At 47.7% G+C, this 12,351-nt stretch carries 9 protein-coding genes; 8 read left to right on the top strand and 1 reads right to left on the bottom strand.

What is annotated here, in order from left to right; all coding sequences use genetic code 11:
* The first annotated feature begins 4 nt into the window (after positions 1 to 4).
* From AB3Y96_RS07520 to AB3Y96_RS07495, 6 genes are all read left to right on the top strand, one after another.
* Positions 5 to 760, top strand: a complete 756-nt coding sequence (locus AB3Y96_RS07520) for an oligogalacturonate-specific porin KdgM family protein (RefSeq protein WP_367298856.1) — start codon at positions 5 to 7, stop codon at positions 758 to 760.
* A gap of 27 nt (positions 761 to 787) precedes the next feature.
* Positions 788 to 2,005: an alginate lyase family protein gene (locus AB3Y96_RS07515; protein WP_367298855.1), complete on the top strand. Its 1,218-nt coding sequence runs from the start codon at positions 788 to 790 to the stop codon at positions 2,003 to 2,005.
* A 15-nt stretch (positions 2,006 to 2,020) separates the two neighbouring features.
* A complete protein-coding gene (locus AB3Y96_RS07510; RefSeq protein WP_367298854.1) occupies positions 2,021 to 4,075 on the top strand; it encodes a heparinase II/III family protein in 2,055 nt (684 codons plus the stop codon).
* Between the two features lie 291 nt (positions 4,076 to 4,366).
* Complete coding sequence (locus AB3Y96_RS07505) at positions 4,367 to 5,257, top strand: glyoxalase (RefSeq protein WP_367298853.1); 891 nt, start codon at positions 4,367 to 4,369, stop codon at positions 5,255 to 5,257.
* Between the two features lie 59 nt (positions 5,258 to 5,316).
* On the top strand, positions 5,317 to 6,693 hold the full coding sequence (locus tag AB3Y96_RS07500; protein ID WP_367298852.1) for an alginate export family protein: 1,377 nt from the start codon (positions 5,317 to 5,319) through the stop codon (positions 6,691 to 6,693).
* Between the two features lie 71 nt (positions 6,694 to 6,764).
* Positions 6,765 to 7,031 (top strand): DksA/TraR family C4-type zinc finger protein, encoded by a 267-nt coding sequence (locus AB3Y96_RS07495; RefSeq protein WP_072309264.1) that lies wholly within the window; start codon positions 6,765 to 6,767, stop codon positions 7,029 to 7,031.
* Positions 7,032 to 7,058: 27 nt separating this feature from the next.
* On the opposite strand, the gene AB3Y96_RS07490 is transcribed toward AB3Y96_RS07495, so the two are convergent.
* Entirely contained in the window at positions 7,059 to 8,234 is a 1,176-nt protein-coding gene (locus tag AB3Y96_RS07490) for a M20 aminoacylase family protein (RefSeq protein ID WP_367298851.1), read from the bottom strand.
* Between the two features lie 364 nt (positions 8,235 to 8,598).
* Between AB3Y96_RS07490 and AB3Y96_RS07485 the strand changes: the two genes are divergently transcribed.
* On the top strand, positions 8,599 to 9,762 hold the full coding sequence (locus tag AB3Y96_RS07485) for a NapC/NirT family cytochrome c (protein WP_072309262.1): 1,164 nt from the start codon (positions 8,599 to 8,601) through the stop codon (positions 9,760 to 9,762).
* Positions 9,763 to 9,774: 12 nt separating this feature from the next.
* The gene (gene torA, locus AB3Y96_RS07480) at positions 9,775 to 12,291 is read left to right on the top strand and encodes a trimethylamine-N-oxide reductase TorA (RefSeq protein WP_072309261.1); all 2,517 of its coding nucleotides are present in this window, start codon (positions 9,775 to 9,777) and stop codon (positions 12,289 to 12,291) included.
* Positions 12,292 to 12,351 lie beyond the last annotated feature (60 nt).

The raw sequence follows: 12,351 nt of genomic DNA, 5'->3' as shown, positions 1-12,351 counted from the left end.
TAACATGAAAAAACAGATTATTTCTGTAATCAGTTTACTGATTGCAGCGACCCCCCTCATCTCTCATGCGCTTACCTTCGACGTACGTGGCGGATATCGAGCAGGAAGCCACAGCTATGAGTCCCGCTTTAAAGTCAGCGAAAGCTGGAAAAATGGCTGGTGGGCCAGTATGGAGACCGATAATAAAAACAACAAAAACAATGGAAAAGGGCCTAACGGCGCCGATCAAAGCGATAGTGCCCATTCGTTGGGAGATATTACTTCGGACTATAACGAAATCGAGACCAACTATACCTACACATTAACCGATAAATGGAGTCTTCAGCCCGGTGGCATTTTACACTGGAGCAGTAAAGGCACACAGATTCGGCCTTATTTCAGGATCAACTATAAGATAACACCCGAACTCAGCACCAGCCTACGCTATCGTTATGATTACAATGCTTATGAAACGACAAATGATAATGGCGAATATCATCGCGATAGCGTTAATCGCTTAGATTTATATCTTGGTTATAAAATAAATAAACAGTGGAGCGTATTATATCAAGGCACGGTCTATAAACATGCCAGCGATAAGTATGAATATAAAAATGGGAAAACCTGGTCTACGGAAAATGCTTTCACACTGCGCTATAAGTGGAACGATTGGTTTAGCCCATACATCGAATATGATTATTTAGATAAACAAGGATATTACGACGGCGAAGGAAATATTCCTGAATCACGCTATCGTATTGGCATGACATTTACCTTGTAACCCAAAAAACAAATTTGAATAGGAAAAATGATGAAGATTAAATTACTCGTCAGCATTATTTCATGCGTGTTATTCAGCTCTATAGCATCAAGCCATGCGGCCGAGTCTCGCTATTTTACTTACTCGCCAGAAGCATTAGCCGCGAGTAAACAACAACTGACGCAGCCAGCATCTGCGTTGCAGCCGGCTTTCGAGCAACTCATCACCGAGGCAAACATCGCGCTTAAACACGCCAATTACAGCGTGGTCGATAAAAGCCTTTCTCCCGCATCGAATAATAAACATGACTACTATAGTTTTGGTACTTATTGGTGGCCAAATCCCAATACACCCAATCACCTCCCCTATATTCGCCAAGATGGAAAAACCAATCCAGATACCAAAACTGACGCTACAGACAGTGAACGCATGGCGCATTTCGCCAAAGATATGAAAAGGCTAGGGCTGGCTTATTACTTCACGGGCAAAGCTGTTTATGCCCAAAAGGCAGCAGAGCTCGCCAGCGCGTGGTTTGTGACACCTAAAACAAAGATGAACCCGAGTTTGGCTTATGCTCAGGCGATTCCGGGAATTGTTGATGGACGAGGAATAGGTATTATCGATAGCCGAGCCTTAATCGACGTCATGGACAGTATTGAGCTGATTCGCCCAGCAAATACGCTGAGCGAGAAAAATTATCAAGCCATTAAGAACTGGTATAAGCAGTTTAACCAATGGTTATTGACCAGTGAAAATGGATTTGAAGAAAGCAACTGGCACAATAACCACGGCACATTTTTTGATACTCAGGTCGTTGCTTTTTCGTTATTTACCGATCAGCCTGAAGTCGCTCGCCGCCAATTAAAAATTGCCCAACTGCGTCATTTAGCGGCTCAAATAGATAACAAGGGATTGCTCACCGAAGAAATAGAGAGAACGCGTTCATGGCACTACACCAATTTCTCTCTTTCAGCTTTTATGCGCCTAGCGCGATATGGCGAACTAACGGGTATAGATATGTGGCATTTCGATTTAGACGATCACAATCTTAAACAAGCATTACTCGTCGTGGCTCAACAAATCGACAATCCTGCACCGTGGCCGTTCCCTGAATTAAAATTCGATGAAAACGAGGCCGTAGGCAATATTTTAGCCGCTGAAAGAGCCTACCCTGACGCAATCTTCAAAGAAAAAGCGGCTTATCTCGAAAAGAGAGATCCGAAAAATATCAATTTACTCACCGTAAGTGCGTCACTGGTACCCTAAAAGGAAGCGGTAAGAATGAAACAATTCAATCCCCGTGAAATCGCCATTATTCGCCAGCGCGCACAGCGCTGGCCTGAGTGGATTGACACACTCATTGCCGATAACGCTACGGTGTTAAATCATCCGTTAAAAGTGCCCACGTCTGGAATTGCAACTTGGAACCATTACTATTATTGCCCCGATCACGGGGTGCGGCTCAATTGGGATTATCATCATGAACACCAGCATCGCTGCCCAGTAGATAATAAAATTTTTAGCGGTGAACCCTACGATGGCGCATGGTGGCGCTGGATGAATGGCTTGAATGCCAAAGCCTGCTACGAGGTTGGTTTATTATGGCAAGTTACCGCAAACAAGGAGTATTTCCAGCGCGTTCGCGATCTATTGCTGACTTATGCCGCCTATTATCCAGACTATCAGGAGCATGGCGGTATCCCTTATAACGCTAACGGAAAAATTAATGCGCAGGCATTGTGTGAAGCCAATTGCCTGCTTGATTTCGCACGCGGCTACGACTTGATTTGCGATAATTTATCCACTGACGAAAAAAACGTTATCCGGCAACAATTATTACAGCCCGGCGCTGAATTCTTGATGCAACAGCGACACGACCAAATTCATAATCATGAGGTGAAAATTAACAGTGCGATTGCCGTCATTGGACTCATTCTAGAAAAAGAGCCTTATCTAAATTTTGCCTTAAATACACGCTATGGATTGCGCTATCAGCTAGAGCATTCGTTAATTAATGGTCAGCTATGGTTTGAAGGCTCATTGCATTATCATCTGTATGCATTACAAGGATTTTTTGCCTTCGAGAAAGTTGCCAAAGGAACCAAATACAGCCTATTAGATCTCCCCTATTATCCTCGCATGCTCCGTGTACCATTGTCATTGCTGATGCCAAATGGCTGTTTCCCTCGCCTCAACGATTGCGTATTTGGTCAGGAGAAACTCATCCATTCCGATCTGTATGAATTAGCCTACAGCTATTATGCCGACCCGTGCTATTTAGAAGCATTAGATATTATTTACAGCCGAAAAAGTGATATCAACACCGATTTTATATTGTATGGCAACGATCGTACACCACGGAAAAAAAACCTCCCTAGCCAAAGTACCCCTAACGAAATCCCGCCTGGCTTAACGTTATTTCAACGGCCAGAGACACAAAGCACAATACTGATAAAACATCTGCCCTACGGTGGAGAACACGATCACGGCGATAGCCTTGGCATTATTATTTTTCATCAAGGCAAAGAACTGGTGAAAGACTTAGGGACGACCGGTTATAGCACCAGTTTACACCGCGATTATTATAAGAAAACCGCTTCACATAGCACGCTTACGATCAATCTGGCTAACCAGCCACCGGTGAGTCCGGTAGTTAATTCCTGTCTAAAGACGAATATGTATCACTATATTGACGTGATGGCGGATTGGGCAAAAAAGGCTGACAAGCCCGATAGTTTTTACATTATCAATTGGGATGAAAAGGCTTACCAGCAGGTTAGCTTTAGACGTCGAGTGATGCTTATCGATAACCTTGTTATTGATATTTCAACAATTAAAAACCCACGTAGACAATGCGCTGATTTAAACTGGATGATCAATGGCAGCTTGCCAGCTCCCGAGCAACACGATGATGTGCAAAATGAAAAGATGTTATGTCATATAAACCCAATCTGGATAAAACCGGGTACCGGTATGCAAAAAACATTAGCGAGGACAACCAGCTCAACGGTAGCTATCTATACTCAAATAATGCCTCAGTTAACGACAGAACAACCTTCAGAACGAAATTTGCTCATTGCCAGCAGTGCGCCGGATAACCCTAACACTCAGCATATTAGCCAACTGACGCTACGTTCACATGAATCAGAAATAACCTATTTGACCCTATTTGATTTAGCTAACTGCCTGACAGGGGCTGAATTTTCACTATGTGATAATACGCCTACGGGAAAGCTTCGCCTTAGCATGCACGCTGCTCAATGCACCACTGAAATTTTGTTTGATGATGAGGGGACGTCCATACAGCCCATTATTAAAAGGTATTTACATCATTAACTCTTAATAAAAACTCAACTTTAAGACATAAGAAAAAATATTTTCTTAGTACTATTCCTAGACCGTCATTCTGCTAAAACCAGAGTGACGGATATTTTCAACTACGCAGTCATCACTCACTCTTTAACCGCACTATTTACAACTTTCTTTTACCCTAGTTATTTTAAATAAAACGTTAAAAATTACTGCCTATCCTTCATTTATCTTCTCCGTATTATGCATTTTATCAAATAGCCCATCGACAGCGAGCTTAACCGATGGCATCGAATGTTTAATGTTAAGGAGACTGAAATGAATCAAACAGCGCGAATTTCTATCTACTTCGCCGTCGCTTCTGCGCTAACAGTGGCTGCATCGACAGGCAGTTGGGCTGCGGATATTGGCGTAGGTCCCCAGTACGATACCACCCACGTTTATGTCGAACCTGGAAAAATGGATCCCTTCGTCGACAGTATTCTGAAAACTTTTGGCGGAAGTACTACCCAGCGGGTTTTAGCTGATGTGACGCCTACACCGAGTCAAACCTATTCTCAGTTGATCTTAACGCCATCGGGCAGTTTTTCCGTATTTGATTTCCAGACACCAGCGCCTTATCCATTTGGCAACGAGCGTAATGGTTTCTTAGTCACCAATATGGATACTGCAATAGCGAATGCCAAAAAAGCCGGTGCCGACGTTATCGTTGAGCCATTTAACGATCCTATCGGACGTGACGCAGTGGTTCAGTGGCCGGGCGGCGTGAATATGCAGCTGTATTGGCATACCAAAGCGCCTAACTACCAGCCACTCAGTTTTATTCCTGAAAACCGTATTTATCTTTCACGCTATCGCGTTGATGATTTCATCAAAAGCTATCAGAAATTCTCAAACGGCAAAATAATCGATGATGCACAGCAAAGCGCTACCGTGATTGGCGGTGAGAAAAATAACGCTATTCGCGTAGTGAATTTGTCCTCGGCCTTCGGCAAAACCCGCATCTTTGTCACCGATGGGCATTTGAACTATCCATTCGGTCAGGAACGTACCGGCTATGGCGTCGCCAGTCTGAGTGAAACCCTCGGCAAAGCAACGGCCAGCGGGGCGAAAATCCTGTGGCAGTCGGTTGCAGGGGAAAAACGCGCTAGCGCCGTGGTGCAATTCCCTGGCGGTTACATCGCCGAAATCCATCAAGACACTAAATAATTTTTATCTTATCGCGATGCCAGCCTCGTTTGGCATCGCGACATCGGCAAGCGATCCCCATGCAACAATCTCATAAACAACAATCTCATAAACAACGATTTCATAAATTACGCTCCCAACGCTGGCTGCCCACATTCATTGCAGCTACCGCACTGTCGACAAGCGTTCACTCACCTAATGCACACGCAGAAACGGCACCCGCATGGAAGCAAATCGCCTTAACTGACAATGCGACACTTTCCTTCGACGGTTCGCTGCGTGAACGCTATGAATGGAGCGACCAACGTGATTTGGCTGCTCACGGCGGAGGGCGAGATAGCACTTTCATGCAGCGTTTTCTGCTGGGTTCCAAACTCGACTACGGCCATTATTTCTCAACTTATGTTCAGCTTGGTTCTTCAATCGCCACTCCGCGCGATCAGGGGCGTAAGCCAACGGATGACGATCACGCCTACGTAGGGCAAGGATACATCGATTTAAAATTACCCACCGATGCGGGTCTCGGTACGCTGCGGGTGGGACGGCAAGAGATCCCACTGGGTTCACTGCATTTGATGGGAACGCGTGACGGAGCAAACGTGCGCCGCTCGTTCGATGCCGTTCGCGCCAGTTGGGCAACGTCCAAAAATCGTGTGGATGCATTTATTGGTCATCCGGTGAGCATTAAAAAAGGCAGTTTTGACGACGACACCGACAATAGCCAAAAAATATGGGGGCTGTATGCCACTACGCCGGTAGCCCCTCTCGCCTCTTCTATCGATCTCTATACCTTTGGCTTCGAAAACAACGATTCCACCTACATACAAGGCAGCGGCAGTGAACGTCGCTATACCGTTGGCAGCCGAGTTTTCGGCGCCGCCGGGGGGTTTGATTGGGATAATGAGGCAGCCTATCAATTTGGTGAGTTTTCCCCCAATGGGGCGTCACATACTATTCGGGCGTGGTCCGCATCGGCGCACGCAGGCTATACCGTTTCTACATGGATCTGGCGACCACGTTTCGGCGGTAAAATAGGGATGGCGAGCGGTGATAAAAATCCGCACGACGGCGAGCTGAATACCTTTAATGCCATGTATCCAAAATTGCCTTATCTGACCGAGAACGGGCTGGTAGCGCCGGCTAATCTGATCGACATTCACCCGTCAGTCACGTTAACACCAACGGATACTCTCACCGTCGATCTTAGCTGGGATGCCATGTGGCGACAGCAAAAACAGGACGGATTTTATCTTGGCCCGATGAAGCCGGTTAAAAACAGCACTCAAGGCAGCCGTTTTATTGGTAATCAATACCAGATTTCAACCCAATGGACACCTGAAAAATGGCTGCAGTTTAAATTCGCCTATGCCTATTTTGATGTTGGCCATAGCTTAGAGAAACATGCCAATTTAAAGGATATGAATTTCATTATGACATCTGCAACGCTGAGTTTTTAAGCCGTGGTTGATCCTGAGCCCGAAACCCCCATCTATACTTAAATAGCCTGAAAAATAACCGGAGATAGATGATGGCCAGTGGTTGGGCAAATGATGGGGCGGTTCAGGATCAAATTGACGCGACGGTTGATGACGCCGTTGCACGTGCACGTAGCCAGCTAAGTCACGGTGAAAGCGCCCATGTTTGTGAAGAGTGTGGTGCAGAAATCCCCGAGGCGCGACGCAAAGCGCTGCCTGGAGTGCAGCTTTGCGTGAACTGTCAGGCGGAAATCGATAAAAAACAGCAGGCCACCAGCGGATACAACCGCCGAGGAAGTAAAGATAGTCAGTTGAGGTAGGCAAACTACCCCAACCCACTCACGCCGTTATGCCAAATAGGATTGGGTCAACGCCACCCAGTATGCTGCGCCCACGCTCAGATTACGGTCGTCAAAATCGTACTGTGGATGATGCAACATCGGCGAGTCACCGTTGCCAATAATGCAATAGCAGCCGGGTTTATGCTTGAGCATAAACGCGAAATCCTCGCTGCCCATAAACGTATTAGGCATATCAACAACCTTCTCGCTGCCAAGTAACTCAACCGCGACCTGCTTAGCAAACGCTGTTTCATGCGGCGTATTCATCAATACTACACCCGCCACTGCGCTTTCGATGGAGGCCGTAACGCCATAGCATACGGCCTGCGCTTCGGTAATCGTCCGAATCCGTTGCAGCACGTTTTTACGCACGCCTTCATCGGTGGAGCGAATGCTTAATCTCAACACCGCCTCCTGCGGGATCACGTTTCCTGCGTCACCGGCCTGAAAAGCACCGACGCTGACCACGGCCTGATCCTGTGCAGCAATATTACGCGAAACAATCGTTTGTAATGCCATCACCAATGAGGCACCGGCAACGATCGGATCGATACTTTTTTCAGGCGTTGAGCCATGACTGCCTTTACCGGTCAGGGTGATGGTCAAGCTATCCACCGCCGCCATCGTCGCGCCTTCTTTAAATGCCATATGTCCTTGTGGGTATCCGGGCATATTATGCATACCGTAAACGGCATCTACGGGGAATCGTGTGAACAAACCATCGTCAATCATGGCCTGCGCGCCACGCATATCTTCTTCTGAAGGCTGAAAAATCAAACGAACGGTACCGTTGAAGTCTGCGCTATCGCTCGCCAACCATTGCGCCGCGCCCAGCAGCATTGACGTATGGCCGTCATGGCCACAGGCATGCATCTTTCCTGAACAGGCGCTTTGATATTTCACACCGCTGGCTTCATGAATAGGCAATGCATCCATATCAGCGCGCAAACCGATTGATTTTGTCCCCGTCCCTTTGGTTAAACTTGCAACAATGCCGGTTCCACCGATACCTGTGACAACGTCGTAGCCCCATTCATTGAGCAGTTTAGATACTTTGCTAGACGTATTCGTTTCGTGAAAACCCAACTCAGGGTTGGCATGAAATTCATGGCGGATACTTTCCAACTGAGCCTGAGAGCGTTGTAGCTGGGAGACAAGTGTTGCGGAGTCAAAATTCTTCATTAATTAAACCTTTGAGGATTTCAAACAGCCAATGCCGGAACCTAACGGTCAAATGACATTCGCAAACAATTCAAGAGATTCGATATAACCATCGCGGTATTTATAACCCTAAATGTACCCGTAGAACGTCATATGTTGTTAACGAAATGTGTTACTGACTGCAAACGCTTCAGGTCACCATCTCCAGCGCCCAAAACTCGACAAAAAAAGCTCTCAATTTTGCTACTTCTTTTTAGGTAATTTGCTCAAAAGTTTTCTATACTTAGCAAATTCTTGATTCCTATGACATTGAAAATAAATCAATTCATTCGATTCAGAAATAATATGGCAAGAAAACTATATTAATAATTATATGGAATAAACTATGAGCAATCGATATCAGACTCCCGGCAAGCGCCGGAGCAGAGCCTGGCTGTGGCTTTTGTTGTTGGGGATCATCATCGGCGCGGCCCTGCTGGCAGGAACCGCCACCGTTATGCATAAAACCAGTGACACAGAATTCTGTATTTCATGTCACACCATGGAACAGCCTCTCGCCGAATATCAGGGCAGTATTCACTTCCAAAACACCAAAGGCATCCGGGCCGAATGCGCCGACTGCCACGTTCCACACCAACCTATCGATTATCTACTCACCAAAGTTGCCGCATTGAAAGACGTCTATGGCGAAGTGACAGGTAAAATCGATACGCCTGAAAAATATGAGGCGCATAAGCTCGCCATGGCGCAAAGCGTGTGGGATACGTTGAAGAAAAACGACTCCGCAACCTGCCGCTCATGTCATAGCTACGACGCGATGGACGTTATCGCACAGAAACCAGAAGCTCGTCAGCAGCATCCGGTTGCCATTAAAAATGGTGAAACGTGTATCGATTGCCACAAAGGCGTTGCTCATATCCTGCCAGACATGAGCGGATTAGCCGCCGCCGGTGCCAGCGAGTTGGCCAGCGCCGCAGCGAAAACGCCAGACAGCGCCACCACGCTGTACACCATCGCTACCGAACCATTCTATTTGAGCGCTGAGGAAACCCAGCACAACGCCGGTAACCTGATGCCATCCACCGAAGTGAAAGTGGTGAAACGTCAAGGCGATCGCGTATTAGCCGACGTTGCCGGCTGGCAACAGGATGGGGTAACTGAAGTGTTTTACGCCGCACAAGGTAAACGTATCCTTAGCGTTTTAGTGGGCGAAGATGCACGTAAACAACTGAAAACCCTAAGCACGGTTAAAGACGCTGAAACCGGGCTGGTTTGGCATCAGGTTGCATTGCAGGTGTGGTTGCCGAAAAAACAGCTGGTTGATGACCAACAAAAAATTTGGCATTACGCTTCTGACATGATGTCTGCCAACTGCACCGGCTGCCATGGTTTAACGGCACTTGACCGCTTCAACGCCAACCAATGGATCGGCGTAGTCAAAGGCATGGCTCCACGTACTTCTCTGACGCAGGAACAGCTGCGCGTTCTGACACAATACGTTCAGAAACACGCCAGCGATATGCCTGCCAATCAGTCGAATAAGATTTAAGGAGCCATAACAATGAAAAAAAATCTGAACTCCCACGTTGAAAACGTCAGTGATTTCGAACAGAAGCCGCTGCAGGTCAGCCGCCGTCGCTTTCTGACCGGCGCAGGTGCCGTATTGAGCGTGCCATTGATGGCTGGTTTGTGGCCTAAATCGGCATTAGCACAGGCCATCAGCCAAGCGTTGCCACAGTTTACCGCCCTACGTCAGGCACAAACCGGCATACTCACCGCTGCACACTGGGGCGCTTTCGAGGCCATCGTGAAAGACGGCAAAATGGTGGATGTTAAGGCCATTAGTGACGATCCGTATCCGAATGAACTCATCACCATGGCACCGTATCAGGTACATGCAGAAAACCGCATTAAGTACCCGATGGTACGTAAAGGCTGGCTAGAAGGCGGCCCTGCCAATAGCCAACCAGAACTGCGCGGCCGCGACGAATGGGTGCGAGTAAGCTGGGATAAAGCCCTGACGTTAGTGAGCGATCAAATCGCACGCCTGCAAAAAGAGCATGGCCCACAGTCTATATATGCAGGCTCTTACGGCTGGAAGAGCGTGGGTATGCTCCACAATAGCCGTACACTGCTGCAACGTATGATGAACCTAAGCGGCGGTTTCTTAGGCTATGCGGGTGACTACTCGACCGGAGCCGCACAGGTCATCATGTCTCATGTGGTTGGTTCAATGGAAGTTTATGAACAACAAACCGCATGGCCAAACGTTATCGAGAATAGCCAGTTAGTGATTCTGTGGGGATGTAACCCTATGATCACATTAAAAAACAGCTGGAACGTGCCTGATCACGTCGGCCAAACTGGCTTTGAGGCGCTGAAGAAAAAAGGGACACGGATCATCAGCATCGATCCGGTACACAACGACAGCGCAAAATTCGTGAATGCTCAGTGGATTGCACCGCGTCCGTACACCGATACCGCCATGCTGATTGGTATTGCCCACACGCTGCTGGCAGAAAAACTGCATAACCCTGATTTCCTGAAAACCTATACCGTTGGCTTTGATAAATTCGAAGCTTATCTTATGGGTCAGGACGATGGCATCGTCAAAGATGCTAACTGGGCAGCCGAAGTTAGCGGCGTTGATGCCGACGTGCTTCGCCAGCTAGCGCGTGATATGGCGAAGAATCGCACCATGATTATGGGTGGTTGGGGCATTCAGCGTCAGCACCACGGCGAACAGCAACACTGGATGCTGGTGACCGTTGCCGCCATGTTGGGACAAATTGGTCTGCCGGGCGGTGGTTTTGGCTTTAGCTATCACTACTCTTCAGGCGGCAGTCCTACGGCTAAAGGCGGGATCTTGGCGGGTATTTCGGCTGGAAACTCACCGAAAAATACGCCTACGCCAATTCCCGTTGCGCGTATTGCCGAATGCTTAATGAATCCAGGCAAAACCATTAATTTTAATGGCGCTCAGGTTACCTATCCTGAAGTGAAAATGGTTTACGTCGCTGGCGGTAACACCTTCCACCAACATCAAGATACAAACTCGCTGGTGAAAGCTTTCCAAAAACCTGAAACCATTGTAGTCAACGAACCTTATTGGACGGCAACGGCCAAGCATGCGGATATCGTATTCCCCACCACCACCAGCTACGAGCGAAACGATCTGGAAATGGGCGGTGACTATTCTCAGCTGTATGTATTCCCTATGCATCAGTGCGTACCACCGCAGTTCGAATCGCGTAGCGATTTCGATATCTTTGCTGGTCTGTCAGAAAAACTAGGGGTTCAGGATGCCTTTACCGAAGGCAAAGACGAAACCCAGTGGCTGAAAAGCATGTATGACGACATGAAAACACAGGCTCGCGCAGCTCGTGTGGCATTGCCGCCGTTCGACATGTTCTGGGAATCAAACAACTATGTTCGCTTCCCGGTACCTGAAGAGAATAAACAGTGGGTACGTTTCGCTGACTATCGCGAAAACCCACTGTTAAATCCATTAGGTACACCGTCCGGTAAAATCGAAATCTACTCTGACGCCATTGAGAAAATGGGCTACGAAGACTGCAAAGGTATTCCAACATGGATGCCGCCGCATGAATGGTATAAAGGGCCAGAAGCCGCAAAATATCCTTTGTCTCTGAATACTGCACATCCGATCAACCGCCTGCATTCCCAGCTAGACAATACGCCGCTGCGTAAAAAATATGCGGTAGCCGATCGCGAGGCCATTCTAATCCATCCGGCTGATGCTAAAACTCGCGGTATCAGCAACGGTGACTTAGTTCGTGCCTTTAACGATCGCGGTCAGATCTTAGTTGGCGCAGTGGTCACTGAAGATGTGCGTCAGGGTGTGATCCGCATCAGCGAAGGCGCATGGTTCGATCCGGCAGATCCAGCAACGCCAGGATCGCTGTGTAAAAACGGCAACGTGAACTGCCTGACGTTTGATATTGGCTCATCCAGCTTGGCGCAAGGTAACTGCGGCCAAATGGCGCAGGTTGAGATCGAAAAATATCAGGGTCCTGCACTCACTAACACCGCACATGCGGTACCGACTGGCGCATAGTGTCTCACTCTGCACTTTAGCCGTATCATCAACGGGGCTTCGGCCCCGTTTTTTATCACA

Origin of the sequence: Hafnia alvei, assembly GCF_964063325.1 — a bacterium.
Classification (GTDB): domain Bacteria; phylum Pseudomonadota; class Gammaproteobacteria; order Enterobacterales; family Enterobacteriaceae; genus Hafnia; species Hafnia alvei_B.
This window is presented reverse-complemented; position numbering and strand designations above follow the sequence as displayed.

What these genes read in the sequence shown, in the direction of transcription:
- AB3Y96_RS07520 (WP_367298856.1), top strand. Translation starts at nt 5, where the DNA reads ATGAAAAAACAGATTATTTCTGTAATCAGTTTACTGATTGCAGCGACC.
- AB3Y96_RS07500 (WP_367298852.1), top strand. Translation starts at nt 5,317, where the DNA reads ATGCAACAATCTCATAAACAACAATCTCATAAACAACGATTTCATAAA.
- torA (WP_072309261.1), top strand. Translation starts at nt 9,775, where the DNA reads ATGAAAAAAAATCTGAACTCCCACGTTGAAAACGTCAGTGATTTCGAA.
- AB3Y96_RS07510 (WP_367298854.1), top strand. Translation starts at nt 2,021, where the DNA reads ATGAAACAATTCAATCCCCGTGAAATCGCCATTATTCGCCAGCGCGCA.
- AB3Y96_RS07485 (WP_072309262.1), top strand. Translation starts at nt 8,599, where the DNA reads ATGAGCAATCGATATCAGACTCCCGGCAAGCGCCGGAGCAGAGCCTGG.
- AB3Y96_RS07515 (WP_367298855.1), top strand. Translation starts at nt 788, where the DNA reads ATGATGAAGATTAAATTACTCGTCAGCATTATTTCATGCGTGTTATTC.
- AB3Y96_RS07505 (WP_367298853.1), top strand. Translation starts at nt 4,367, where the DNA reads ATGAATCAAACAGCGCGAATTTCTATCTACTTCGCCGTCGCTTCTGCG.
- AB3Y96_RS07495 (WP_072309264.1), top strand. Translation starts at nt 6,765, where the DNA reads ATGGCCAGTGGTTGGGCAAATGATGGGGCGGTTCAGGATCAAATTGAC.
- AB3Y96_RS07490 (WP_367298851.1), bottom strand. Translation starts at nt 8,234, where the DNA reads ATGAAGAATTTTGACTCCGCAACACTTGTCTCCCAGCTACAACGCTCT.